Raw genomic sequence first — 25,936 nt, forward strand, 5'->3', positions numbered from 1 at the left:
GGATTGTCAGCGTGGACTTCACTCGAGACGAAACCCAGGAGGCCGTGGCCCAGGTCGCGGCCGGACTGCTGGCCCGCGACCTCGACGGCGACGCCCTCTGGGCCGCGTTCGCCGACGCCGATCTGCTGACCCTCGCACTGCCGGAACGCCTCGGCGGCGAGGGACTGTCGGTCACCGACGTCGGTGCGCTGCTCACCGAGGTCGGGCGGAAGGCGGCGCAGGTCCCGGCCCTCGCGACGCTCGGATTCGGCGTGCTGCCCATCGTCGCGCTCGGCGACGACGCGACGCAGGACGCGCTGCTCACCGGTCTCGCCGACGGCCGCACGTTCACGGCGACGCTCGCGGAACCCGGGGCGCAGTTCCCGGCACGGCCGTCGGTGACCGCGGTCGCGGACGGCGACGGCTACTCCGTCACCGGGCGGGTGCTCGCGGTGCCGTTCGCGGAGGGGGCGCATCGGATCCTGGTGCCGACGGATGCCGGGGTGGTCCTCGTGGATCCAGGCGCGGACGGCGTCACGCTCGCACCGACCCCCTCGGCGTCGGGGAGCCCCGAATTCGCGATCACGTTCGACGGTGCGCGGGGCGCACTGCTCGCGGCCGGCGACGACGCGGTGCAGGCGCTGTACCGCATCGCCCTGGCCTCGATCGGCGCCGTCGCGGACGGACTGCTTTCGGGCGCAACGGCTCTGGCGGCCGAACACCTCGCCACCCGCCATCAGTTCGGCAAGCCGCTCGCCACGTTCCAGGCCGTGTCCCAGCAGATCGCGGACGTCTACGTCACGTCCCGCACGCTGCACGTGTCCGCGCTCGCGGCGTCGTGGCGGGTGTCCGAAGGCCTGGACGCGCAGGACGATCTGGACGTGATGGCGTACTGGATCGCCGCGGAAGTGCCTGCCGCCATGCAGGTTCTGCACCACCTGCACGGCGGCATCGGCGTCGACGTCACGTACCCGCTGCACCGCTACTACTCGACTGCCAAAGACCTGGCCCGCCTCGTGGGCGGCGCCTCGTACCGACTCGACCTCGTGGGGGCCCGGTGTTCATCGATCTGACCGACGAGCAGCGTGAACTGCAAGCGGAACTCCGCCGCTATTTCTCCGGGCTGATCTCCCCGGCCGAGGCGGAGGTGATGCGCACGGAGCGGCACGGCGCCACCTACCGCGAGGTCATCCGCCGGATGGGCAAGGACGGCTGGCTCGGTGTGGGCTGGCCGGTGGAATTCGGCGGCCGCGGTTTCGGCGAGATCGAGCAGCAGATCTTCGTGAACGAGGCTGTGCGCGCCGATGTTCCGCTGCCCTCGGTCACGCTGCAGACGGTCGGCCCGACGCTGCAGAAGTACGGCACGGAGGAACAGAAGCGTAAGTTCCTCCCCGCGATCCTCGCCGGCGAGGTGCACTTCGCGATCGGCTACACCGAACCGGAGGCGGGCACCGACCTCGCGGCGCTGCGCACCACCGCCGTGCGCGTCGGCGACGAGTACGTGGTCAACGGGCAGAAGATCTTCACCACCGGCGGCCACGACGCCGACTACCTGTGGCTCGCCGTCCGCACGGGCCCGGCGGATTCGCGGCACCGCGGCATCTCCATCCTGATCATGGACACCAAGGACCCGGGCTACAGCTGGACACCGATCATCACGTGCGACGGCGCCCACCACGTCAACGCCACGTACTACTCCGATGTCCGGGTGCCCGCGGACATGCTGGTCGGCGAGGAGAATCAGGGCTGGCGGCTGATCACCACCCAGCTCAACCACGAACGCGTCATGCTCGGGCCCGCCGGCCGGGTCGGGGGACTCTACGACCGCGTCCGCAACTGGGCGGCCGCGCACGACCTGCTCGGCGAACCGGACGTGCGGCGCGCGCTCGGCGAGATCCACGCGACGTACCGCCTCAACGAACTCCTCAACTGGCAGGTGGCGTCGAGTGAGGCGGACGCCGTCGACGTCGCCGACGCGTCCGCGACGAAAGTGTTCGCCACCGAACGCATTCAGCGCATCGGCCGGCTCGTCGAAGAGATCGTCGGACGGTACGGCGACCCGTCCGAGCCGGCGACCGCCGACCTCGTGACGTGGCTCGACATGCAGGTCAAGCGCAACCTCGTCATCACGTTCGGCGGCGGGGTCAACGAGGTGATGCGTGAGCTGATCGCGACAGCCGGCCTGAAACTTCCCCGAGTCCCGCGATAGGAGCGCCGCGCGCTATGAGTTCCGAACAGATTCTCGCTGCCGCAGAAGAGGTCCGGTCGGCCGGCCCGAGCGCTCCCCGGCCCGGACGGGACCCGATCAACCTGCCGATGATCCGCAACTGGGTGGAGGCGATCGGCGACAGGAACCCGATCTACGTCGACGAGGCGGCGGCGCGGGCTGCCGGGCACGACGGCATCGTCGCCCCGCCCGCGATGGCCCAGGTGTGGACGATGCAGGGCCTGAATGCCGTTCGGCAGACCGACGACCCGCTCGGGCGCATGACGACGATCCTCGACGAGGCCGGGTTCACGTCCGTCGTCGCCACCAACTGCGATCAGATCTACCACCGCTACCTGTTGGTCGGCGAGGAGGTCACCATCACCACGACGCTCGAGGACGTGGTGGGCCCGAAGAAGACGGGTCTCGGTGAGGGGTTCTTCTTCAACACCCGCAGTGTGTGGCGCGACGCCGCGGGCGAGCCGGTGGCCGAGATGCTGTTCCGGATCCTGAAGTTCGTGCCGAAGACCGATCGGCCCGGGCCGTCGGGGAACGGGCAGGGCGCGTCCTACGTCGACCTGGACCCGACGAAGATGATGCGGCCCAGCGCCTCCCAGGACACCCAGTTCTTCTGGGACGGGATCGCCGCCCACGAACTGCGGATCCAGCAGCGCGAGGACGGGTCGCTGCAGCATCCGCCGGTGCCGGCGCTGTGGAAGGACAAGGCGGAGGCGACGGACTACGTCGTTGCGTCGGGTCGTGGCACGGTGTTCAGTTACGTCGTCCATCATGCGCCGAAGGTTCCGGGACGCTCGCTGCCGTTCGTGGTGGCGCTGGTCGAACTGGAGGAAGGCGTCCGCATGCTCGGCGAGCTGCGCGGGGTCGAGCCCGCCGAGGTGACGATCGGGATGCCGGTGGAGGCGATCTACCTCGACTTCCCGGGCGACGAAGAGACGGGCGGCGCGCCGTGGACCCTGTACGCGTGGCAACGCGGAGCGAAGGAGCAGCAGTCATGACGTCCACTCTCGATGTCGCGGTGGGAACGACGCTTCCGGAACTGTCCGTCACCGGCGACCCGACGTTCGTCGTCTCCGCCGCCCTCGCGACGCGCGACTTCCAGGACGTCCACCACGACCGCGACCTGGCGCAGCAGCGCGGATCGAAGGACATCTTCGTCAACATCCTCACCGACACCGGGCTGGTGCAGCGGTTCGTCACGGACTGGGCGGGACCGACCGCGGTGATCAAGTCGATCGCGCTCCGCCTCGGGGTTCCGTGGTACGCCTACGACACGCTCACGCTGAGCGGCACGGTGGCGTCGGTGGACGACGGCGTCGTCACACTCGACGTCCTCGGGAAGAACGGTCTCGGCGACCACATCACGTCGAAGGTGACCCTCGTCGTGGACGGGCGCACGAACGGAGCGGGTGCATGAGCGGATTGTCGGGCAAGGCCGTCATCGCCGGGATCGGCGCCACCGACTTCTCGAAGGATTCCGGTCGCAGCGAATTACGGCTGGCGGCGGAGGCGGTCACGGCCGCGCTCGTCGACGCCGGGCTGACCCCCTCGGACGTCGACGGCCTCACGTCCTTCACGATGGACACCAACACCGAAGCGGCCGTTGCCCGTTCGGTCGGAATCCCGGATCTGAAGTTCTTCAGCCGCATCCACTACGGCGGCGGCGCGGCGTGCGCCACCGTGCAGCAGGCCGCGATGGCCGTGGCCACCGGTGTCGCCGACGTGGTGGTGGCGTACCGGGCATTCAACGAGCGGTCGGGGATGCGGTTCGGGCAGGTGAACTCCGGTCTGGTGCAGCAGGTGAACTCGTCCGGCACCGACAACGCGTTCTCCTACCCGCACGGCCTGTCGACGCCGGCGGCGTTCGTCGCGATGGTCGCCCAGCGGTACATGCACGAATACGGCGCCACGAGTGAGGACTTCGGGCGGGTCGCGGTCACCGACCGCACGCACGCGGCCACCAACCCGAACGCCTTCTTCTACGGCAAGCCGATCACCCTCGAGGACCACCAGAATTCCCGCTTCATCGCCGAGCCCCTGCATCTGCTCGACTGCTGCCAGGAGTCCGACGGCGGCATCGCGATCGTGGTCACGTCCCCGGAGCGGGCGAAGGACCTGAAGCAGAAACCGGCGGTGATCGCGGCGGCAGCCCAGGGCAGCGGCAGCGACCAGTACATCATGACCAGCTACTACCGACCCGAGCTCGCGGGACTGCCGGAGATGGAGCTGGTCGGCAGGCAGCTGTGGGAGCAGGCCGGGCTCGGACCGCGGGACATGGATCTGGCAATCCTGTACGACCACTTCACACCCTACGTATTGATGCAGCTCGAAGAACTCGGCTTCTGCGGTCGCGGTGAGGCCAAGGACTTCATCGCCGACGGGGCCATCGACCTCGACGGCAGCCTGCCGCTCAACACCCACGGTGGCCAACTCGGCGAGGCCTACATCCACGGCATGAACGGCATCGCCGAGGGGGTGCGGCAGATCCGCGGCACATCCGTCAATCAGGTCTCGGGCGCGCAGAACGTCCTCGTCACCGCAGGCACCGGGGTGCCTACGTCGGGGCTGGTGCTGACGGCCTGACGCCGGCCCGTGACTGTCTGCGCGCAATGTGTTTCGCGACGTACGCGGCGTCGCGGCCCACTCCGCCGGTGAGCATCGACGCGAACGCCTGCAGGAACGGCAGCCCCACGAAATACAGTCCCGGATGGTCCGGTGAGACTCCGCGGGACTGCTCGGGCCAGCCGTCCGCGCCGGTGACGGGGATCTGGATCCACGACGTATCCTTCCGGAACCCGGTGCACCAGACCACGTTGCGGACGTCGACTTCGGTGCCGTCGTCCAGTACCGGTCGGCCGTCGCGCACACTCGTCACCTTCGCGGGGAAGTGCTCCACACGAGCCGCGGCGAGGTCGGCGCGTTTGACCCGCAGCAACGGTCCGCCACCCGAACGGACGTGGACGCGCATCTTCCGGCCGATCGGTGTGCGTTCGGTCAGAACGTGATTGGCCAGAAACCACATGATCGGGATCGCGACGTGTGCGGCGCGGCCCTCGATGTCGAACGGCACCTCACCGCGGACCGGACCGCAGATCGTGGTGCGATGCGAACGGGAGGCCTCCAGGGCGATGTCCGCGCCGGAGTGGCTGCACCCGACCACCAGCACCGGCCCGTCCTGCAGTTGGGAGGGATTGCGGTAGTCGCTGGAATGCAGTTGGCGGATCCGGGGGTCGAGTTGCTCGGCGAGTTCCGGGACGACCGGGGTTTGCCACGTCCCGGACGCGACGACGACGTTGTCGGCCTCGTACCGGTCCGTTCCGGCGGTGACGACGTAACGGTCACCGACGCGGGACAGTCCGTCCACGGTGACGCCGGTCCGGACCGGCAGCGCGAACCGCTCCGCATAGGCCTCGAAGTAGTCGGCGACTTCGTCCTTCCCCGGCCAGGACCACGCCGGGGCGGGAATTCCCCAGCCGGGCAGTCCGTCGTACCGGGCCGGACTGTACAGCCGGAGCGAGTCGAACCGCTCCCGCCACACGTCCCCGACCCGGTCGTGGGCGTCGAGGATCACGAATCGCTGCCCGCGTCCGGCGAGGTGGTAGCCGGTGGCGAGGCCGGCCTGACCGGCACCGATCACGATCGTGTCGAAATGTTCTGTGGACATCGGGTGCCTTCTTCCCTCGGTGATCGGTGGTTGTGCTCAACGCTATGAGCGGACCGATCGGGGCGCGTCGGGAGAAAGGCGCAGATACGTACGACCGTATGGGTACTTTCATGCAGACGGGCCGACGAGATGATGCTCGTAGGCATAGGCGGTGGCCGCCGACCGCGACGAGATTCCCAGCTTGACGAAGATGTTGCTCAGGTGCCGCGCGACCGTCTTCTCGCTGAGGAACAGGTCCGTCGCCACCGCCCGGTTGCTCTTGCCTGCCGCGACGAGTCGCAGCACGCACACTTCGCGAGGAGTCAGGGGAGTGGAGTCCGCCGCGTCGGAGCGGAACTCGGCCCGCAGTCGCTCGAGGTCCGGGAGCGCGCCCAATTGCCGATAGGTCGCGGACGCGAGGTCGTGCTCCATCTGCGCGGTGTCGTCGTCGCCGAGGCCGCGGCACACCAGCGCGATCGATTCCCGGACCCGCGCGCACTCGTAGGGCGCGCCGACCTCCTGCCAGCGCCGCCACGCGTCGCGCAGAACGGTCAGCGCGTCGCTGCCCCGCCCCTCTGCGTGCAGCACCGATCCCGAGGCCTGCGCGGCCAGGGCGCACAGATAGGGAATCGCGAACCGCGTTGCCGTCGAGTCGAGTTCGTCTGCGGCGGACCGCGCCGCCGGGATGTCGCCCGCGGCGAGCAGGATCTCCACGCAGGCGGGCAGCAGCCGGGCGCGTTCCACGGCGCCGGTGGACTCGTCCACCGCACAGCGGATCGACGCGGCCGCGCTGCCGACCCGCCCCTGCGCCATCCGCAGCAGGGCGAGTCCGGGTTGCGGGCGCCGACCCCAGCGGTTCGCCTCCAGGAACAGTTTCTCGGCCTGCGCGACCTCGCCGCGCAGACGGTGGAGGTCGGCCATCACGTAGGCGGCGGACCCGGCCGCGGCATGCGAGGCGAGTCGTTCGTGCGCCCGCCGGGCCGAGTCCATCGCCGTCGGCCACTCGCCCTGCAGTTGCAGGATCTCCGCGCGGTGGACGAGGCACTGGCCGCGGTAGGGGACGAGGCCGGGTTGCGTGGAACACCACTCCTCCAGCGCCACAGTCCATTCCCTCGACCGGCGGAGATCGCAGATGTTCTGGCACTGCTCGATCACGGCGCAGTACACGATCCCCGCCACCACCGGGGACACGTTGTCGGACGTCACCCCGACCATCGCTTCGTCGAATGCGGACACCGCCTCGTCGACGTTCCCCAGCAGGACGAGCGAATGGCCGGTGCCCAGCACTCCGAGCGTCGTCAGATCCGGGTCGGCGAACCGGATACCCACCTCCGTCACCGTGCGGAAGATGTCCCGGGCCGCGGTGCCGTCACCGTCGTCGATTCGATGCAGCCCCTGCGGCACCATCAGATAGCCGCGCTCCGCGCAGTCCACGCCCGCGGTGTCCAGCAGCCGCTGGGCCTTGCCCAGCCAGCCGCCGCCGCGCGCCTGCTCGCCCCGCATGATCAGGCCGAAGGAGAGCCAGAACGCGCACCGCGCCGAGCGCACCGGCCGACCCGTGCGGGTCCACTCGTGCACCGCCCGCTCCCACCATTCGGTGCTGGCGTCGTCCTCACCGAGCAGGTAGGCGGCGGTGGCGAGCAGTTCGAGGTCGTCACCGGACAGCGGGTCCTGCCGATCGGCGCTCGACAGGCGTGCGTACGCGTCGCGCCAGTCTCGCCGTTCGAAGGCCGCACGGCCCGTCCGGAGTTCCGACGCCGCGTCCGACATCTTGGTCTCCTGCCGAAGATCTGTGCGCTGACCTGCTCGAATCTCAGAGTACCGCCGCAGAGGGCCTGCCCGGAACGTCGAATATTCCCCTGCACCTGTCGGTGCCTCGAGTCACACTGGTTCGACACGCCAACGGATGGGAACTTCTGATGGTCGATGCGATAACGGCAGAGGGTCTGGTCAAGAAGTATGGCAAGGTCACAGCGCTGGACGGGGTCGACCTCGCGGTCCCCTCGGGAACGGTCATGGCGCTGCTCGGCCCGAACGGCGCAGGCAAGACGACGGCGGTGCGGGTCTTCACCACCCTCCTCGTCCCGGATGCCGGCCGGGCGGAGGTAGCCGGACTCGACGTCGTCCACGACGCGCGGGTCCTCCGATCCCGGATCGGCGCGTCGGGGCAGTACGCGGCCGTCGACGAGTACCTCACCGGTTTCGAGAACCTCGAGATGGTCGGGCGGCTCTACCACCTCGGCGCCAAACGCAGTAAGGCGCGCGCCCGCGAGTTGCTCGAACAGTTCGACCTGGTCGAGGCGGGAGATCGCCCCGTCAAGGGCTACTCGGGCGGCATGCGGCGCCGCCTCGACCTCGCGGGCGCACTCGTGGCCGAGCCGGAGGTGCTGTTCCTCGACGAACCGACCACCGGGCTCGACCCCCGCGCCCGGCTGGCACTGTGGGACGTCATCGACAACCTCGTCGCCAGGGGCACCACCCTGTTGCTGACGACGCAGTACATGGAGGAGGCCGAGCGGCTCGCCGACCAGATCGCGGTCATCGACCACGGCTCCGTCATCGCCCGCGGAACCGCCGACGAACTGAAGGACCGCGTCGGCGGCGAGCGCATCGAGCTGAGTGTCCGCGAGGGCATCGACCTCTCGGTGGTGCGCGACGAACTGGCCCCGCTCGCCGCCGGCGACATCCTGGTGGAAGAGAACGTCCGCCGAGTGACGGTTCCCGTGTCCGGGGGTGCCGACGCCCTCGTCGAGGCGCTGGGAAGACTCTCGAATCGCGGAGTGAAGGTATTCGACGTCGGACTGCGCAGGCCGACTCTGGACGACGTCTTCCTCACCCTGACCGGACACGAAGCCGAGGAGAAGCAAGTCTCATGACCGCCCCACAGACGGCATCCGTGCACACCGCGCTCGCGGACGGGCTCACGATCGCCAAACGCAACATGATCAAGATCAAGCGCGTCCCCGACCTCATCGTGTTCACCACGTTGTCGCCGATCATGTTCGTGCTGCTGTTCGCGTACGTCTTCGGCAGCGCGATCCAGGTTCCCGGCATGTCCTATCGGGAGTTCCTGATCGCCGGGATCTTCACGCAGACCGTCATCTTCGGGGCCACGTGGACGGGACTCGGGATGGTCGAGGATCTGCAGAAGGGGATCATCGACCGATTCCGGTCGCTGCCGATGGCCCCGTCCGCAGTCCTCCTCGGCCGCACCTCCACCGACGTCCTGATCAACATCGTCAGCCTCGTCGTGATGTCGCTGACGGGTCTCATCATCGGGTGGCGGATCCATTCGAGTCTCGGCGAAGCGCTTCTCGGCTACCTGCTCCTGCTGCTGTTCGCCTACGCCCTGTCCTGGGTGATGGCCGTGGTCGGGCTGTGGATCCGGACACCGGAGGTGTTCAACAACGCCAGTTTCATCGTCATCTTCCCGCTCTCGTTCATCGCGAACACGTTCGTCGAGACCACCAACCTGCCCGGCCCGCTGAAGGTGATCGCGGAATGGAACCCGGTGTCGGCAGTGACGCAGGCGGTGCGGGAACTGTTCGGAAACACCAACCCGGCCATGACCGTTCCCGACGCGTGGCCGCTGCAGCACCCGGTCATCGCCTCACTCCTGTGGTCGGCGGTGCTGCTGGTGATCTTCGTGCCGTTCGCGATCCGGCGGTACAAGAAGGCCGTCAGCCGCTAGCTCCCCACCACTGGACGAACGGGACGCCGGTTGCGTCAGATCGAACGAGCGTCCCGTTCGTCCGAGAAGTCAGCCGAGTTCGCGCGGCGAATCGACGTCGCGGCCCGACCCCAGGTCGGAACAGTCGACCGCCTCGGCGCCGTGCGCCGCGAGGTATTTCCGCGCGCCGGAGTCTCCGGTGAGGCTGCGCCGCAACGGGAGCCAATGGTCCCGGCCGATCAGCACGGGGTGGCCCGGGCGTCCGCCGTATTGGGCCTGACGGAGCGCCGACCGGGCGTCGCCGGACGGTACCGCGGCCACCCGCCGGACGGCGTCGGCACCGAGGTCGGGGAGATCGACCAGGGTGATGACCACGGCCTCGACGTCGTCGAACGTCGCCGCGACCTCGAGTCCCCGGCGCAGCGACGCGGACAGTCCCGACTGCCAGTCCTCCGCGATCCCGACGGTCACGGGGACGCCGTCGGGTAGAAGGACCTCGGCCTCGTCGGCGCGGGCACCGAGCACCACGACGGTGGGTTCACATCCCGCGTCCGCCAGCACCCGGACGCCGCGCTCCAGCCACGGCTGTCCGTCGGCCCCGACGACGAGTGCCTTGGGCATGCCCATGCGTGAACCGGCCCCTGCGGCGAGCAGCACGCCTCCGATCGTCATCGAACTCTCACCGGTCTGTGCTGCATGCGTACAACCTACTTTCCTCGGACAAGTTCGCGGGGCATCGTAGACTGGCCGGTGGCCTCGACACGGCAACAGTCGGAACGGACGGACACATGGTGGATCCGAGCAGAGTCGGTGTACCTGCGCAGAAGGAGTTCGCGCACCGGTGGGGCGGCGCGGGCAGCGTCGTCGACCTCGACGGGCCGGTGCACTGGGTCGAGTACGGCGAAGACACCGGGGCCACCCCGGTCGTCATGGTCCACGGACTCGGCGGCTCGCACCTCAACTGGGTCCGCATCGCGCCGTTACTCGCGAGGCGCACGCGGGTGCTGACCGTCGATCTCCCCGGTTTCGGGCTCAGCCCGTCCGGTCGTCGTCAGACGGGGGTCGGTGCCAACGCGAAGGTGCTGCACCGATTCCTGCGCGAGGTCGTCGGCCGTCCCGTGATCCTCATGGGCAACTCGATGGGCGGCATGATCTCGCTGTTCGAGGCGGCGGCGCACCCCGACGCCGTCTCGGCCCTCGTTCTCGTCGACCCCGCACTTCCTGTCGCCCAACGGATCCCGGACCCGCGGATCGCGGCACAGTTCGCGATGTATTTCACGCCGTACGTGGGGGAGCGGTTCCTGCAGTACTCGAGCAGGAAGATGACGGACCGGCAGTTGGTCGAGCGCATGATCGACCTGTGCTTCGCCGACCCGAGCCGGGCGTCCGAGGATTCCCTCGTCGCCGCAACGGCGCTCGCGGGCTACCGGCGCGGGCAGCCGTCCGAGGATGCGGCGTTCCTTCAGGCCAGCCGGTCGCTGATGCGGGTGCTGGCTCGTCCGCGCCGGTACCTCGACGTCATGCAGTCGATTGCGCAGCCCGTCCTGCTGCTCCACGGCGACCGCGACCGGCTGGTCCCGGTCGCGGCCGCCCGCAAGGTCGCGACGGCAAATCCGCGGTGGGACAGCGTGATTCTCGCCGACGTGGGGCACACGCCGCAGCTCGAGGTCCCCGGCGTTCTGCTCGACCGCGTGCAGGCCTGGGTCGACCGGCACGGGCTGATCGAGATCTAGGTCGAACCGCCGGACCCGGCGATCGACTGTGCGAGCGCCAGGAACAGGTGCGTGAGTTCGGGCCTCGTCGCGGTCCCGCTGCGGACCACCCCGCACACCGGGATGCGCAGACGGTCGTGGGCCTCGCGCAGGAAGCTCAGCCCCCGCCGGGGAGTCGCGTCCGCAGTGTCGGCGTACAGCACGGTCCACGACCGCGGGGTGGTGAGGACGTCGAGGGTCGCGGTGTGGTCGCTCGGGATCGACGGTCCGAGCATCACCCGCTGCCCGACCTGCCGGAACGCGTCCTCGACCACCGTGTGGATCAGGATCTGACTGCTGCGCGGCGGCAGGAGCAGCGGATACGGCGCCAGTTCGCTCAGGTCGACGGTCGAGACCCCGGCCAGCGGGTGCTTGCTCGACGTGACGATCACCAGATCTTCCAGCCCGAACTCCACCGTTTCTAGACCCGGCCGATCGACGCCGCCGCGGATCAGTGCGAGGTCGGCGTCGCCCGACGCGACCGCGGTCATGCGGTCGGTGAAGTCCTTGATGACGAATTCGATGTCGAGCTGCGGGAAATCTTCGCGCACAAGTGAAATCGCCTCGAGACTCTGCGTCGCGAAGCTCATGCTCGCGCTGATGCGCAGACGGTTGCGCGGATCGAGACCCACCGACAGCGCGCGCGCCTCGAGCCCCATCATCTCGGCGGCGATCGGCATGAGGCGCTCGCCGGCGGGAGTGAGCTTGGTGGCGCGGGTCGTCCGCTCGAGCAGGGTGGTGCCCAACTCCTGCTCAAGTTTGGCGATCTGATGGCTGATCGCCGACTGCGAGATGAAGCAGCGTTGCGCCGCGCGCGAGAAACTGCCCTCCTCGCCGACCGCGAGGAAGTAGCGAAGCTGTCGGAACTCCATGACTCGAGGTTACGTCCTTTCCACACGACTTATGAGCAATCGAGATAACACAATTTCGATTTCCCCAGCTTACTGGCAATTAACATCGGCCGATCCCTAATGTGGAGCTCATACGCAGCGCTAAGAGATGCACAAGGCAGTAGGAGGTTTTCGGTGGATCGCACACAGGTCGTCATCGTGGGATCGGGATTCGGCGCCCTCGCGGCGGCGAAGAAGCTCGGCAAGGCAGGCACGCCGTTCGTGCTGATTTCCGAGACCACCGAACATCTGTTCCAGCCGCTCCTGTACCAGGTCGCGACCGGTGTCATCTCGCCCGGCGAGATCGCCCCGTCGATCCGCGCGATCCTCGCCAAGTACCCCAGCGGCGACGTCCGGCTCGGCCGTGTCGTCGACGTCGACCCGGACAAGAAAGAGGTCGTCTACGAGGCCGGCAGCATCCGCCACACGATCGGCTACGACAGCCTCGTCGCCGCGACGGGCGCACGGCAGGCCTACTTCGGCCGCGACGAGTTCGCCGAGGTCACGTACGCGCTCAAGACCGTCGCCGACGCCGACCGGCTGCGGCGCCAGATCGTCCGCTGCTTCGAGGAGGCGCACACCACCTCCGACGCGGAGCGCCGGCGCGACCTGCTGCATTTCATCGTGATCGGTGCCGGCCCGACCGGTGTCGAACTGGCAGGTCAGATCAAGGAACTGGCCGGCCGCTACTTCGAGAAGTCGCTCCGCGACATCACGGCCGAAGAGGTCACCGTCACCCTGGTCGAGGGCGCAGGCGAGACGCTGCCGGTCTTCGGCGGCAAGCTCAGCAAGTACACGCAGGACTCGCTGGAGAAGGCGGGTGTCGAGGTGGTGCTCGGCACCATGGTCACGGACATCGACGAACACGGTGCCACGCTGTCGTCGCCGAGTACCGGTTTCGAGAAGCGCCTCACGGCCGACACGATCATCTGGTCGGCCGGCATCCAGGCCAACGACTTCGCCGCCGTACTCGCGGACCGGACCGGCTGTGAGACCGGCCGCGGTGGCCGCCTCCTGGTCGACGAGGACCTCACGGTGGGCCGCTACGACGACGTCTTCGCGATCGGCGACATGGCCTCGCTGAACAACCTCCCCGCGCAGTCGCCGTTCGCGATGCAGGGCGGCAGGCACGTCGCGGCGATCATCACCGGAAAGCGCGCCCTCGGAACGCCGTTCAAGTACCGAGACAAGGGCAGCATGGCCATCATCAACCGGTTCCGCGCCATCACCCGCGTCGGTAAGATCGAGCTGACCGGTGTGCTCGCCTGGTTCCTGTGGCTGGCCGTGCACCTCGTCTACCTGGTCGGGTTCCGCAACCGGTACGTCGCGGTGATGTCGTGGTTCGGATCGTTCCTCGGCCACCGCCGCCCGCACTTCCACTACGCCCAGGAGATCGAAACCATCGAGTTGCGCGACCAGCGAGAGGACGCCGCAGCCTAACGTGGTCCCATGACCGTCACCAGCGCTGGAGTGCTCCTGTATCGCTTCGACGATGCGGGGGTGCTCCAGCTGTGGATCGTGCACATGGGCGGCCCGTTCTGGGCGCGTAAGGACGAGGCCGCGTGGTCGATCCCCAAGGGCATCTACGTCGAGGGGGAGGATCCCTTCGCGGCAGCGCTGCGCGAGTACGAGGAAGAGATCGGTGCACCGCCGCCGGACGTCGAGTATCACCTGCTCGGACAATTCAAGCAGCCGTCCCGCAAGCTGATCACCGTCTACCTGGCGGAGGCGAAGGACGACGTCACCTTCGTCGGGAGCAACACCTTCGAACTGGAGTGGCCGCCGCGGTCGGGGAAGTTTCAGCAGTTCCCCGAGGTCGACGACGCCCGCTGGTTCCCGGTGAGCGTCGCCGAGACGAAACTGGTCAAGGGCCAGCGCCCGATTGTGCTTCGCACCCGTGAGTACTTATTAACGTCGGGCGGTTAATAAGTACTCACGGGGGCGAAGCGCATCGCCAGACGGCGGCGGGGGTCATCGGGAGGCTGCGGAGCCGGGCGCCCGTTGCGTCCGCGATGGCGTTGGCCAGGGCCGGCGCGACCGGGTTGTACGGGGATTCGCTCATCGACTTGGCGCCGTGCGGACCCAGCTCGTCGTAGGTGTCCGCGAAATAGACCTCGGTGTCCGGGACGTCCACGAGCTGCGGGATGTGATAGTTCCGCAGCTGCGGGTTGAGCACGGTCCCGGCTCCGTCGAGCAGGATCTCCTCGTACAGCGCGCTGCCGATCGCCTGTGCCACGCCGCCCTCGACCTGCCCGCGGCACTGCTGCGGGTTGAGGACCGTGCCGGCATCCGCCGCCTGGATGGACTGCAGGATCCGGACCTCCCCGGTGACGGTGTCGACCGCGACCCGGAAGGCGTGCACGTTGAAGACCACCGACCGCGGGGTGCCGTCGTGGTGCCCCTCCGCGCGGAGCGGTCCCTCGGGCACCAGCTTGTCGAGTTCGACGGTTCGCCCGGCGACCTCGACGGCGTCGGGTGTCAGCGCGCAGTCGCTGTCCTCGGCGGCGCCCGCGACGCGGCGAGCGACCTCGAACAGCTGCTCCCGCAACCGGGTTCCGGCGAGATGTACCGCCTTTCCGGCGACGACCGTGCCTGCCGAGCCGAACGCTCCGGTGTCATGGTCGGCGACGTCGGTGTCGGATTGGATCACGGTGATCCGGTCGGCGGTGGTGCCCAGCGCGGACGCGGCGAGCTGCGCGTGGACGGTGGTGGTGCCGTTGCCGAACTCGGCGGTGCCCACCCGAAGTTCGTACCGGCCGCCCTCGACGAGGGTGCAGGACACGTCCGCGAAGTGCCCCCGCGGCGGAATGGTCGCGATCATGGACGCCGCCATGCCCTCGCCGACCCGCCACTGCGGCCCGTCCGGCGGGTGCACGTCGTTGCCGCGGCGCAAAGCAGCCTCCGCGAGGTCGAGGCACTGGTCGAGTCCGTAACTGCCGTAAGTGAGGTCGCCGTGCTCCACCTCGAAGTCGACGAAGTCGTCACCCGGCACGACGACGTTGCGGCGACGCAACTCGAACGGATCGATCCCCAGCTCCGCGGCCAGTTGGTCGAGCGCGGACTCCACCGCGAAGATGATCTGGCCCAGACCGTAACCGCGGAACGCCCCGGACGGCAGGTTGTTGGTGTAGACGGCCTGGGCATCCACCCGCTTGTTCGGCGACCGGTACAGCGCAACGGATTCGCTGCAGCCGTGGAACATCACCCCCACCGAGTGATTGCCGTAGGCTCCGGCGTCCGAGAGCACGTCGACGGCGAGCGCGGTCAGCTTTCCGTCGCCGCCGGCCCCGACCTTCACCGAGACCCGCATGGGATGCCGGCACGGTGCGATCGTGAACTGGTCGGAGCGGGTGAATTCATACTGCACCGGTCGGCCGGTGCGCAGCACGGCGAGGGCGACGAGATCCTCGACCAGCATCTCCTGCTTCGCGCCGAAGCCACCCCCGACGCGGGCCGTGAACACCCGGACCTGTGCGCGGTCGAGGGAGAACAGGTGAGCGAGTTCGTCGCGGACGAGAAAGGGCACCTGGGTGCTGCTGCGGAGGGTGAGCCGCCCGTCGGAGTCGAGCCAGCCGATGGCCGAATGGGTTTCGAGGTGGGTGTGCTGCACGCGTTGTGTCTGCCACGTGCCCTCGACCACCGCGCCGGTGTCCCGTGCCGCCGCGAGTCCGGCCGCGAGGTCACCGACCTCGCCGTGCACCTCGGCCACCAGGTTCCGGGCCGGATCCGCGATCCGGGACTCGGCGCCCTTGTCGCCGTGCAGCAGGGGTGCACCGGGGCGGCGCGCCAGGTCGGGGTCGAAGACCGGTTCGAGGACCTCGTACTCCGCCTCGATCAGTTCCACTGCGCGCCGGGCGATGTCGACCGAGTCGGCGACGACGGCCGCGACGCGCTGCCCCCGGAACCGCAGGATGGTGTCGAACACGTAGGTGTCGTCGGGGTCGTCGGTACGGAATTCGTGGCGGGCCGTGGAGTAGGCCACGTCGGGACTGTCGCGGTGGGTGAGCACCGCGTGGACGCCGGGCAGTCGCTCTGCGGCGGACGTGTCGAGGCGGGTGATGCGGGCGTGCGGATGCGGGCTGCCGAGGATCTGGATGTGCGTCAGCCCGTCGACGGCGAGGTCGAGCGTGTAGGGTTCGGCGCCGCACACCACGCGCGTGGCGGCAGGAGCGGGAATGGAACGGCCGAACGACCTACCAACACTGTCTGATTCGGTGGTGCAGACGCCGCCGACGGCGTCGCGAATCGCACGGTAACCGGTGCAGCGGCACAGATTCCCCTTCAGGGCGCGCGGCAGGTCGGCACGTTGCGCGGAGTCGAGCGCCGATGCGGTCACCACCATCCCGGGCGTGCAGAATCCGCACTGGAATCCCGCCGCGTCGACGAACTGCTGCTGCACGGGATGGAGTCGATCGGGACCGCCGAGACCGGCGGCGGTGGTCACCTCGCGGTTCTCCGCGCGATGCGCCGGCACCACACACGAATGCACCGGACTCCCGTCGAGCAGAACGGAGCACGCGCCGCAATCGCCGGCGTCGCAGCCCTTCTTGACCGCGAACCGCTGCTGCTCCCGCAGGAAGGTGCGCAGGCACTGACCGGGCCGGGGATCGGCATCCACCGTCTGCCCGTCGACCGTCAACTTCATTCCAGCTCCCTCCTGATCTCCTCGGCGAGAACTCCCGTGACGTGCCGACGCCAGTCCGCGGCGCCGTGGGCGTCGGTCAGGTAGTCGTCGACGGAAATCTGTTCCGACAGAGACCGGCTCAACAGGCCGGGGTCGGGGGGAGCGGGGAAACGCAGCACGAACGGCCGGATCGTGGACGCCGTGACGGTCAGTGTGAATCCGTCCGAGCCGACGCGTCCGACGAGCAGCGCACCGGACCGTCCGAGCGGCGAGTACGCGATCTTCCGCAGCGACGTGCGGCCCCGCAACGCGGCGGCGGGGAGGTGGATGCTGCGGATCAGTTCACCGGCCCCCAGTGTCGTGCGGCCTGCCCCGGTGACGAACCGGTCCACCGGAACCCGGCGTTCGCCACCGTCGGGGGCCCAGACCAGCGCCTCGGCGTCGAGCGCGCAGCACAGCGTGATCATCGCGCCGGCCGGGAGCGCCAGCGCGAGGTTGCCGCCGACGGTAGCGGTGTGCCAGATCTTCCACGACGCGACCAGCGACTCGGCGCACGGCCGGAACAGGCTCTTGGCCACCCACTCGGCGGGAAGTGGTGCGTCGCAGAGATTCTCGATGGTGCACGTCGCGGCGAGTTCGAGCTCGTCGTCGTGGACGGTGATCGCGGGCCAGTCGAGGGTGGCCAGGTCGACCAGCCGGGTGATCGTCGGTTGCGGTTCCGAATACAGCCAGGTGCCGCCCGCCAGGTATGCCGTTCCAGGTTCCGGGGCGGGCAGGTCGTCGCGGCTGCGCGGGGCCGAGATCTGCGTGACGAACGACAGGTCCATGGTGTCAGCCCGCCTTGCGCACCAGGGCGCGATGGGCCCGCTCGACCTCGGTGGCGACGTCGTCCTCGTTCACGGTGATCACTCTTCCACGCTCGACGACCGCCCGCCCGTTTACCAGAAGCAACTCCAGCGGCGGAGTGGCGCCGAGGACCACAGCCGCCACCGGGTCGGTGATACCGGAATGTGCGAGGGTGTCGACCCGCCACAGCGCGAGATCGGCCAGTTTGCCGGGTTCGAGGGAGCCGAGTTCGTCGTCCCGGCCGAGCACCCGGGCCCCGCCGCGGGTGGCGAGTTCGAGGGCGGTGCGCACCGTCATCGCCGCCGGGCCGCCGCGGGCCCGGGCGAACAGCACGGCGTGACGAGCCTCCTCGAGCATGTTGCACGCCTCGTTGCTGGCGGCGCCGTCGACTCCGAGCCCCAGCGGGACTCCGGCCGCGTGGAGGTCCCGGGCCCGGGCGATGCCGGCGCCGAGACGGGCATTGGACGTGGGGCAGTGGGCGACGCCCGTCCCGGTGCCGGCCAGGGTGGTGATCGCGACGTCGTCGAGGTGGACGGCATGGGCGTACCAGACGTCGGGTCCCACCCAGCCGAGTTGCTCCATGTACTGCACCGGGGTGCAGCCGAGCCGGTCGAGACAGAAGTCCTGCTCGTCAACGGTTTCCGCGAGGTGGGTGTGCAGTCGCACGCCGGCGGACCGGGCGAGGGCCGCGGCCCCGGTCAGCAGGTCGGCGGTGACGGAGAACGGGGAGCAGGGCGCCACCGCGACCCTCAGCATCGAGTCGGGCGAAGGGTCGTGCCAGCGGTCGATGAGGTCCTGGGTGCCCGTCAGGACGTCGTCGAGACGCTCCACGACCGAGTCGGGTGGCAACCCGCCCCGACTGTGGCCGAGGTCCATCGACCCCCGGCTGGGGTGGAACCGCAGCCCGACGGTCCGGGCGGCCTCGATCTCGGCGCCGAACACGTCGCCGCCGTCGCGCGGCACGACGTAATGGTGGTCGGTGGTGGTCGTGCACCCGTGCTTCGCCAGCCAGGCGAGACCGCCGGTGGCCGCGGTCCGGACGGCGTCGGCGTCGATGCCCGCCCAGATCGGATAGAGGGTGGTCAGCCAGCCGAACAGGGTGTCGTCGGCGGCGAGTCCGCGGGTGATCCACTGGTACAGGTGATGGTGGGTGTTCACCAGTCCGGGTGTCAGCAGGCAGCCGCGTCCGTCGACGACCCGTGCGCCCTCGATCACCGGGGCGGGACCGGCACCGACGTCGACGATGCGGTTGCCCCGCACCACCACGTAGCCGTCCGGATGCTCGGTGCCCACGGCGTCGACCGTGGCGACGTAGGCGCCGGAGACGACGACCGTGCCGGGGCCGGCGTTCATCAGCTGAGCCACCCCGCGTACGCGGACCACGCGGGGCCGGCGCCGGGTGCGTCGGACCGCTGCACCGTGGCCTGGATCAGGCCGTACGGGCGGTCGGCGGCGTGGAAGACCTCGTTGTCGTTCTCGACGCCGAAACGCGCGAGGTCGTGGGCGAAGTGGTGCTTGTTCGGGGCCGACAGGCGCACCTCCGCGAGCACGGGGTAACGCTCCAGGATCGCCTTGCCGATTTCGTACAGCGTCTGCTGCAGGGCGAGCGAATGGACGGTCGCGAACGTCGCGACGATCTGCTCCTTGATTCCGGCGTACACACTGTTCCAGTCCACGTCGGTGGAGACGAACCGCCACTGCACGACGAGCGACGTCGCCATCACCCGGTCGTGGGTCTCCTCGAGAATCGTGTACTCGTCCTTCAGGAATCCGAAGAACTCGCTGCCCGTGGACTTGAGGATCACCAGGTCCTTCAGACCGCCGACCACCCACGTGCCGTCGGCGTCGACGGTGATCGCCGCGGTGCGCACCTCCTCGCCCTTGCGCACCCAGGTGTGGTCGTGTTCCGCTCCGTCGACCACCGCCCGCTGCCACGCGTACTCCTCGATCTCGATGCGAGCACCTGCGACCGGGGCCACGTCGTCCACGAAGTGCCGGGCCAGCGTCAGTCCGTACTCCTCGATGGAGTCGAGTCCCTTCTCCTTCGCGTAGGAGTACGCCGTCTGCTTCTGGGTGTCGGTGGGCAGCACCGAACTCTGGTCGCCGGCGAGGTGCGCCGCTGAGAAGTCGCCGCGCAGGCACGTCGACACGCTCACGTCCCGAATCTCGTGCCGGGGGGTGTCGCGGTAGATCCGCACGATTCGGTTCTCGGCCTTGCCGTACTGGTTGTCGCCCAGAACGATGGCGCCGGTGAGGTCGGTCATTCTTCAGCTCCCGCGGTAGGTGGAATAGGCGAACGGGGACAACAGCAACGGGACGTGGTACCCGCGCTGGGGGTCGTCGAGGACGAACGTGACGGTCACCTCCGGGTAGAACGTCTCCCGGCCGCGGGCGGCGAAATACTCACCGGTCGCGAAGACCAGCGAATACGTCGCCGCGGGCAGACCCTCCGGCGCGATCTCGGCGACGCGGCCGTCCGAATCGGTCACCGCGCTCGCGAGGACGCCGCCGTCGGGGGACACCAGTTCCACCCGCACCCCGGCGGCGGGTGTGCCGTCGGTGGCGTCGAGTACGTGGGTGCTCAGGATCTTGGACATCAGTCTCCGTTCTCGCCGAGAAGGCGGTCCAGGCGCAACCGGTTGATGGCGGCCAGTTCGGTCCGCAGGATCCTGCGTTCCGTCGCGGCGTCGTTGCCGAGACGCGCGTGCAGCACGTCGAGCAGTTCCTGCGCCGACCGACCGGACGCGCACACCAGGTAGACGTGCCCGAACTTCTGCTCGTACTCCTCGTTACCCGCCCGCAGGCGTGCGCGGATCTCGTCGTCGGCGGACGCGACCGCCGACTGCTCGCGCGCGGACGACGGGTTGTCGGCGCGGTCGCCGATTCGCGGATGCCCGGCCAGGGCCGCGTCGACCTCGGGCTCGGTCAGGTCGGCGAGTGCGTTCTCGGCGGCGGTGTGCAGCGCGTCGGCGGACGGGAACGGCCGGGCGGCGGCCACCCGTCGCGCCCATGCTGTCGACGAGCAGCACTGCACGAGCAGGTCGACGGCCCGCGCGTCGCTCAGCGCGTTGAATGCGATCAGGCCGGGCGGTTCGGTCATGAGGGCTCCTCGCTCGTGCGCCTTTTCGGTACCTCCGGCTACCACTATGGCGCACGGGTCGGGTCAGCGACCGAAACCTTCGAGCAGTCCGCTGTACTTCTTCGGCAGGGGAGCCGCGAACTCGCCGCGTGCACCGGTCCGCAGTCCGAGCGTCACGAGGGACTGCACCATGAGGGTGGCCGCCGCCACGCCGTCGACCACCGGCACCCCGAGTTCCGCGGAGATGACGGCGCACAGGTCGGCCATGCCCGCGCAGCCCAGTACGATCGCGTCGGAACCGTCCCGGTCGAGGGCGGCGCGGCACGCCTCGGTGATCACCTTCACCGCGTCCGGGTCGCGGTCGAGGTCGAGGACCGCGATCTCGCACGCGTGCACGCCGAGGCAGAAGCGTTGCATGCCATACCGTTCGGCGAGTTCCCACGCCCGCCCCCGGGTGCGCGCCAGTGTCGTGACGACGCTGAACCCGCGGCCCAGGAAGCTCGCGGTGTGCATGGCCGCCTCGGCGATGCCGAGGACGGGGCCGGAGGCCAGTTCGCGGGCCGCGTCGAGGCCCGGGTCGCCGAAGCAGGCGATTACGTACCCGTCCACGCGGGCCTCCTCGCCGCGTGCGATCTCCTCGAGAAGTCCGGGGACGCTGAGTGCTTCGTCGTAGTGACTCTCGATCGAGGCGGGGCCCATCTGCGGGCTCACGGCCTCGACGAGCGTCCCCGGCCCGGCGACGGAGCGGGCGCAGTCGCCGATCTTGTCGGTCATCGCCCGGGTGGTGTTGGGATTGACGATCTTGATGTGCACGTTCCCCGACCTACGCCTCGACCGTTGCGGTGCGGTGCGCACGACGCGCGCCGGTGGACAGCGCGAGGTAACAGAGGAATCCGATGCCCATGCCCAGGAACCACGAGTACTGGGCGGCGCCGGCCATGCCCCACACGTCGAGTCCGAACGGCTGTGCCTTGAGGATCACCGGAATCATCGCGACGAGCGCGCCGATGACGGTGGAGGTGATCGCAGCGGGGTTGTAACCCTTTCTATACCAATATGTTCCGTCGTGCGACATGGTGAACATGTCGTCGAGGATCACCCGCTGCCTGCGCACCAGGTAGTAGTCCGCGATGAGGATTCCGAACAGCGGGCCGATGAAGGCGCCGAGCGTTTCGAGCGTGTAGTGGATGACCTCGGGGTTGTTGTAGAGGTTCCACGGGGTGATCAGCACCGAACCGACGGCGGCGATCATCCCGCCCGTACGCCAGCTGATGCGCTGCGGGCTGACGTGCGAGAAGTCGAAGGCCGGGGACACGAAGTTGGCGACGATGTTGATGCCGATGGTGGCGACGATGAAGGTGAGCAGGCCGAGGACGACGGCGAACAGGTTGTCCATCTGCGCGACCGTTTCGACCGGGTCGGTGATCAGGCGGCCGTACACGGGCAGGGTCGCGGACGCGGTGACGACGGTGAGGATCGAGAAGAACAGGAAGTTCACCGGGAGGCCGAGGAAGTTGCCGCGCTTGACCGCGCCGAATGTCTTTCCGTACCGGGAGAAGTCGCCGAAGTTGAGCATCGGTCCCGAGAAGTACGACACGACAAGGGCGATCGCGCCGAGCACCACGGGCACTGCCGACCATCCGGTGTAGTTCACCTCGCCGAGGTTCAGGCTGATGTTCGACCAGCCGGCCTCGCTGATCAGGTAGATGGCGAGCATCAGCATCACGACGTACACCGCGGGGCCGCAGAAGTCGATGAACTTGCGGATGCTCTCCATGCCGCGCCAGAAGACGAGCGCCTGCAGCACCCACATCGTCATGAACCCGGCCCAGCCGAGCGCCGACAGTCCGAGGAATCCGTGCTCGTGCACGTCCGCCCAGGGCGCGAGGCCGGGCCAGATCTTCAGGCCGAGGATCACGAACGCGTGCGACGCCAGGTAGGTCTGGATTCCGTACCACGCCACCGCGATGAGGCCGCGGATGACGGCCGGGACGTTCGCCCCCAGCACGCCGAAGGCGCTGCGGCACATGACCGGGTAGGGGACACCGGCGACCTGGCTGGGCTTGGCCACCAGGTTCGCGAACACGTTGACGATCGCGATGCCGACCACCAGGGCCACGAGGACCTGCCAGCTGGTCAGTCCGAGCGCGAACAGGCTGCCCGCGGTGACGTACCCGCCGACGCTGTGCACGTCGGACATCCAGAACGCGAAGATGTTGTACGACGACCACGACTGGGTCTTCAGCGGCGCGAGGTCGTCGTTGGTCAGTCGCGGGTGATAGCCGGGCTTGATCAGTCCGGCGCCGGCCAGGTGTGCACCGGGAACGGTTTCCCCTTCGGGGGAGGACGCTGTCTGAGTCATCGTTTTGCTCCCTGGTGCAGTCCGGAAAAAGACTGCTTCGACGTGAGGGTGCCCCGGTGAAAAGCACACCACCGAAGCGCTGGGAGCAAAAGTAGTTTTCGGATATTTCCTGACTGTGACGGCGAAGATATATTCTCGGGGGCGCCCGAGCGGGCCGAGAATATATCTTGCCGGAGTGCCTACCCGGGCGTGTCCCGGAAGATTCCGGTGTCCGTGGGCAGGGCCGCGATCACCGTGTCGAGTTGTTCGTTGTGCCGATCGGTGGCCGCCTTCAGCGCCGCGGCGTCCCGGGCGAGGAACGCCGCGAGCATGTCGCGGTGCCCGAGGTGCAGCCGCAGCCGCTCCGGCGTCCCCACCTGCGACATCGGCTGCACCGGCTCGGTGATGTTCCACGCCGCCTCGAACATGTGCAGCAGCCGCTGCATCCGGCACGGTGACGCGAGGGCGAGGTGGAAGTTGCGGCTCTCCCGGTGGTACGCGGTCAGGTCGTCCTCGAGAACCGACCGGTCGAGTGCCGCGTACGTCTCCCTGGCCCTCGTGTCGTCGGCCTGGTCGGCGAGGGTGATCGCCACCGAGTGCGCCGCCGACTCGAGGACGCCCCGCACCAGGTAGAGCTCCTCGAGTTCGTCCACGGTCAGCCGGGCGACCGTGTACCCGGAGTTGGCTCGGTGATCGACGAGGCCCTCGCCGATCAGTGTCTTCAGCGACTCCCGGATCGGGATCCGGCTGACACCGAAGTGCTCGGCCACCTCGTCCACCGGGATCGGGGTGCCCGGCGGGGCGCCGCCGCTGAGGATCACCCGGCGCAGTTCCTCCAGGATCACGGTCTGAGAGCTGCCGGGATCCCGGTTGGCCAGGTTCGTGACCAGCAGCGACGGTCGTCGCGGGGGCATCGGGGCCGTCCTCAGGCGGGGTGGACGGCGCGCCAGTGGCGGGCGATCTCGATGCGCCGGGCGACCCAGACGCCGTCGTGGGACTGCACGTGGTCGAGGAAGCGCTCCAGCGCCGCCGTGCGGGCGGGCCTGCCGACGATGCGGCAGTGCAGGCCCACGGACAGCATCTTCGGCGCCCCGGCCGTCCCCTCCGCGTACAGGACGTCGAACGCGTCCCGCAGGTGCGCGAAGAACTGCTCGCCGCTCGGGAAACCGCCGGGGGACGCGAACCGCATGTCGTTGGTGTCGAGGGTGTACGGCACCACCAGGTGGTCGACGAGGCCTTTCCCGGGGGCGTCGACCTTCACCCAGTACGGCAGGTCGTCGGCGTACGAGTCGGAGTCGTACTCGAAGCCGCCGTGCTCGACCACCAGTTTCCGGGTGAGCGGGGAGTCGCGGCCGGTGTACCAGCCCAGCGGGGCCTCGCCGGTGAGATCCCGCAGGATGTCCACCGCCTCGGCCAGGTCTCTGCGCTCGGCGTCCTCGTCGGAGAGCTGGTACGACTTCCACCACAGACCGTGGCAGGCGATCTCGTGGCCGAGTTCGCGAAAGGCGCTGACGGCCTCCGGGTTCCGCTGCATCGCCTTGGCTACCGCGAAGATCGTCAGCGGCAGCCCGCGCCGCTCGAACGCCCGGAGCACCCGCCACAGTCCGGCGCGGGAACCGTATTCGTAGATCGATTCCATGCTCATGTGCCGGTTCGGAAACGCCTGCGCACCGACCATCTCCGACAGGAACGTCTCCGAGCCCTGGTCGCCGTGGAGGACGTTGTTCTCGGCGCCCTCCTCGTAGTTGAGGACGAACTGGACGGCGATCTTCGCCCCGCCCGGCCACTGCGGATCGGGCGGGTGCTGCCCGTATCCGACCAGGTCACGAGGGTAGTTGGTGTCGAAACCGTGGGTCATGATTCCAAGCCTGCCCGACCCGCCTCGGTCAGGGAACCCCACAACCGCAACCGCGCCATGCCGCCGTCCGGGAAGATGTCGAGCCGGGCGTCCGTGACGGGCCGATCACCGTCGATGACGAAGCGGTGCCTCGTGTCGGGCTGCAGACGCGTCCGCGGGAGCAATTCCACCCACTCGCCGTCCCCGTCCCGTCCGAGCAGGCTCGCCTCACCTGGGGCGTTGCCCAGGAAGTACGACGTGTCGATCTCGGCCAGCGACACCGTGCCCTGGGCGGCGAGCCGGATCTCGACCCAGTCGTTGCCGTCGTCGCGGCGGCGGGACGTTTCCCAGCCGTCGCCCATCACCCGGGCGAGGCCGGGGAGCAGCATGTTCTGCGGCGATCCGTAGAACATGTTGGAACAGGACGTGACTCGGGCACCGTTCTCGAGCGCCGCGAGATCGACGGGGCCCGCATCGAGAAAACGCGGGTCGGGGCGGCCCTCGCCGTGCACCCGCAGGCGGGCGACGCCGCCGTCCGGGTGCATCGTGAGCTTCACGTGCGTCCACCGAGCGCCGGAGTCGACCGCGAACGGATTCTCGGTGTCACCCTCGACGGGGCTGCGCTCGACGATCGTGGTCCAGTCGGCGCCGACCAGTTCCTCGGCGGACGGGTAGCCGTCGACGGACGCCGCCTGCACCGAGATCTCCGGCGGATAGTTCCCCTTGAACCAGGCGGTATCGACCACGACGCCGCGCACCACGCCCGGAACCCCGAGCCGGACGATTGCCTCGTCCGTGCCCGCCACCCGGCGGCGGCGGGTCTCCCAGCCGTCGTACACCTGACCCTTGTGGCCGAACGTCGCCGGCTGGTACACGGCGGCCGTGGGGCGGATGAGGTTCTCCCGCTCGGCGAACAACTCGTCGTTGGCCCACACGACGGCGCCGCCGAGTGTGCGTACGGCCAGGTCCGGAAGACTCCGGAAGCTGGGCGGGGTCAAGGCGTTCGGGGTCACGGGTGCTGCTACCTCCTGATCGGGCGTGGGCCAAGTGTA

Annotated in this window: 25 protein-coding genes; 10 read left to right on the forward strand and 15 right to left on the reverse strand. The window is 69.0% G+C overall.

Annotated elements, in window-relative coordinates:
- The first annotated feature begins 11 nt into the window (after positions 1-11).
- From ROP_RS21870 to ROP_RS21890, 5 genes are read left to right on the forward strand one after another with little or no spacing between them, the layout of a single operon-like run.
- Positions 12-1,052: an acyl-CoA dehydrogenase family protein gene (locus ROP_RS21870; RefSeq protein ID WP_012691583.1), complete on the forward strand. Its 1,041-nt coding sequence runs from the start codon at positions 12-14 to the stop codon at positions 1,050-1,052.
- Positions 1,037-2,188 (forward strand): acyl-CoA dehydrogenase family protein, encoded by a 1,152-nt coding sequence (locus ROP_RS21875; protein WP_012691584.1) that lies wholly within the window; start codon positions 1,037-1,039, stop codon positions 2,186-2,188. The genes ROP_RS21870 and ROP_RS21875 overlap by 16 nt, the downstream gene beginning before the upstream one ends.
- Before the next feature lie 14 nt (positions 2,189-2,202).
- Entirely contained in the window at positions 2,203-3,201 is a 999-nt protein-coding gene (locus ROP_RS21880; protein ID WP_012691585.1) for a bifunctional MaoC family dehydratase N-terminal/OB-fold nucleic acid binding domain-containing protein, read from the forward strand.
- Positions 3,198-3,620 (forward strand): MaoC family dehydratase, encoded by a 423-nt coding sequence (locus tag ROP_RS21885; protein WP_012691586.1) that lies wholly within the window; start codon positions 3,198-3,200, stop codon positions 3,618-3,620. The genes ROP_RS21880 and ROP_RS21885 overlap by 4 nt, the downstream gene beginning before the upstream one ends.
- Complete coding sequence (locus ROP_RS21890) at positions 3,617-4,786, forward strand: lipid-transfer protein (protein WP_012691587.1); 1,170 nt, start codon at positions 3,617-3,619, stop codon at positions 4,784-4,786. Before ROP_RS21885 ends, ROP_RS21890 begins: the two co-directional genes overlap by 4 nt.
- Here the strand turns inward: ROP_RS21890 and ROP_RS21895 are convergent.
- Both ROP_RS21895 and ROP_RS21900 read right to left on the reverse strand, forming a co-directional pair.
- Complete coding sequence (locus ROP_RS21895; protein WP_012691588.1) at positions 4,758-5,867, reverse strand: flavin-containing monooxygenase; 1,110 nt, start codon at positions 5,865-5,867, stop codon at positions 4,758-4,760. The genes ROP_RS21890 and ROP_RS21895 overlap by 29 nt on opposite strands.
- A 108-nt stretch (positions 5,868-5,975) precedes the next feature.
- Positions 5,976-7,616, reverse strand: a complete 1,641-nt coding sequence (locus ROP_RS21900) for a helix-turn-helix transcriptional regulator (protein WP_012691589.1) — start codon at positions 7,614-7,616, stop codon at positions 5,976-5,978.
- Positions 7,617-7,765: 149 nt separating this feature from the next.
- On the opposite strand from ROP_RS21900, the gene ROP_RS21905 reads away from it, so the two are divergent.
- Entirely contained in the window at positions 7,766-8,722 is a 957-nt protein-coding gene (locus tag ROP_RS21905) for a daunorubicin resistance protein DrrA family ABC transporter ATP-binding protein (RefSeq protein WP_012691590.1), read from the forward strand.
- Positions 8,719-9,537, forward strand: coding sequence for an ABC transporter permease (locus ROP_RS21910; protein ID WP_012691591.1), 819 nt, complete (start codon positions 8,719-8,721; stop codon positions 9,535-9,537). The genes ROP_RS21905 and ROP_RS21910 overlap by 4 nt, the downstream gene beginning before the upstream one ends.
- Before the next feature lie 69 nt (positions 9,538-9,606).
- Here ROP_RS21910 and ROP_RS21915 read toward each other — a convergent pair whose 3' ends face one another.
- Positions 9,607-10,188, reverse strand: coding sequence for a nucleotidyltransferase family protein (locus tag ROP_RS21915; protein ID WP_012691592.1), 582 nt, complete (start codon positions 10,186-10,188; stop codon positions 9,607-9,609).
- Positions 10,189-10,304: 116 nt separating this feature from the next.
- Between ROP_RS21915 and ROP_RS21920 the strand changes: the two genes are divergently transcribed.
- On the forward strand, positions 10,305-11,249 hold the full coding sequence (locus tag ROP_RS21920; protein WP_012691593.1) for an alpha/beta fold hydrolase: 945 nt from the start codon (positions 10,305-10,307) through the stop codon (positions 11,247-11,249).
- Here the strand turns inward: ROP_RS21920 and ROP_RS21925 are convergent.
- The gene (locus ROP_RS21925) at positions 11,246-12,139 is read right to left on the reverse strand and encodes a LysR family transcriptional regulator (RefSeq protein WP_012691594.1); all 894 of its coding nucleotides are present in this window, start codon (positions 12,137-12,139) and stop codon (positions 11,246-11,248) included. The genes ROP_RS21920 and ROP_RS21925 overlap by 4 nt on opposite strands.
- Before the next feature lie 153 nt (positions 12,140-12,292).
- Between ROP_RS21925 and ROP_RS21930 the strand changes: the two genes are divergently transcribed.
- Both ROP_RS21930 and ROP_RS21935 read left to right on the forward strand, forming a co-directional pair.
- Positions 12,293-13,597, forward strand: coding sequence for an NAD(P)/FAD-dependent oxidoreductase (locus ROP_RS21930; RefSeq protein WP_012691595.1), 1,305 nt, complete (start codon positions 12,293-12,295; stop codon positions 13,595-13,597).
- Positions 13,598-13,606: 9 nt separating this feature from the next.
- Positions 13,607-14,083: an NUDIX domain-containing protein gene (locus ROP_RS21935; protein ID WP_012691596.1), complete on the forward strand. Its 477-nt coding sequence runs from the start codon at positions 13,607-13,609 to the stop codon at positions 14,081-14,083.
- 7 nt (positions 14,084-14,090) lie between these two features.
- On the opposite strand, the gene ROP_RS21940 is transcribed toward ROP_RS21935, so the two are convergent.
- From ROP_RS21940 to alc, 11 genes are all read right to left on the reverse strand, one after another.
- Positions 14,091-16,802, reverse strand: coding sequence for a molybdopterin-dependent oxidoreductase (locus tag ROP_RS21940; RefSeq protein WP_012691597.1), 2,712 nt, complete (start codon positions 16,800-16,802; stop codon positions 14,091-14,093).
- Positions 16,799-17,608, reverse strand: a complete 810-nt coding sequence (locus tag ROP_RS21945) for an FAD binding domain-containing protein (RefSeq protein WP_012691598.1) — start codon at positions 17,606-17,608, stop codon at positions 16,799-16,801. Before ROP_RS21945 ends, ROP_RS21940 begins: the two co-directional genes overlap by 4 nt.
- A 4-nt stretch (positions 17,609-17,612) precedes the next feature.
- The gene (locus ROP_RS21950; protein ID WP_012691599.1) at positions 17,613-18,980 is read right to left on the reverse strand and encodes an 8-oxoguanine deaminase; all 1,368 of its coding nucleotides are present in this window, start codon (positions 18,978-18,980) and stop codon (positions 17,613-17,615) included.
- Positions 18,980-19,891: a factor-independent urate hydroxylase gene (gene pucL / locus ROP_RS21955; RefSeq protein WP_012691600.1), complete on the reverse strand. Its 912-nt coding sequence runs from the start codon at positions 19,889-19,891 to the stop codon at positions 18,980-18,982. Before pucL ends, ROP_RS21950 begins: the two co-directional genes overlap by 1 nt.
- 3 nt (positions 19,892-19,894) lie before the next feature.
- Positions 19,895-20,224: a hydroxyisourate hydrolase gene (gene uraH / locus ROP_RS21960; RefSeq protein WP_012691601.1), complete on the reverse strand. Its 330-nt coding sequence runs from the start codon at positions 20,222-20,224 to the stop codon at positions 19,895-19,897.
- On the reverse strand, positions 20,224-20,727 hold the full coding sequence (uraD, locus tag ROP_RS21965) for a 2-oxo-4-hydroxy-4-carboxy-5-ureidoimidazoline decarboxylase (RefSeq protein ID WP_012691602.1): 504 nt from the start codon (positions 20,725-20,727) through the stop codon (positions 20,224-20,226). Before uraD ends, uraH begins: the two co-directional genes overlap by 1 nt.
- A gap of 63 nt (positions 20,728-20,790) precedes the next feature.
- Positions 20,791-21,519 carry an aspartate/glutamate racemase family protein gene (locus tag ROP_RS21970; RefSeq protein ID WP_012691603.1) on the reverse strand — a complete coding sequence of 243 codons (729 nt, stop codon included), beginning with the start codon at positions 21,517-21,519 and terminating at the stop codon, positions 20,791-20,793.
- Positions 21,520-21,529: 10 nt separating this feature from the next.
- On the reverse strand, positions 21,530-23,068 hold the full coding sequence (locus ROP_RS21975; RefSeq protein WP_012691604.1) for an NCS1 family nucleobase:cation symporter-1: 1,539 nt from the start codon (positions 23,066-23,068) through the stop codon (positions 21,530-21,532).
- A 179-nt stretch (positions 23,069-23,247) separates the two neighbouring features.
- Complete coding sequence (locus ROP_RS21980) at positions 23,248-23,961, reverse strand: GntR family transcriptional regulator (RefSeq protein ID WP_012691605.1); 714 nt, start codon at positions 23,959-23,961, stop codon at positions 23,248-23,250.
- An 11-nt stretch (positions 23,962-23,972) separates the two neighbouring features.
- Complete coding sequence (gene puuE, locus ROP_RS21985; RefSeq protein WP_012691606.1) at positions 23,973-24,905, reverse strand: allantoinase PuuE; 933 nt, start codon at positions 24,903-24,905, stop codon at positions 23,973-23,975.
- A complete protein-coding gene (alc, locus tag ROP_RS21990) occupies positions 24,902-25,897 on the reverse strand; it encodes an allantoicase (protein ID WP_012691607.1) in 996 nt (331 codons plus the stop codon). Before alc ends, puuE begins: the two co-directional genes overlap by 4 nt.
- Between the last annotated feature and the right edge of the window lie 39 nt (positions 25,898-25,936).

The sequence above is a fragment of the Rhodococcus opacus B4 genome (genome assembly GCF_000010805.1).
GTDB classification, from domain to species: Bacteria; Actinomycetota; Actinomycetes; order Mycobacteriales; family Mycobacteriaceae; genus Rhodococcus_F; species Rhodococcus_F opacus_C.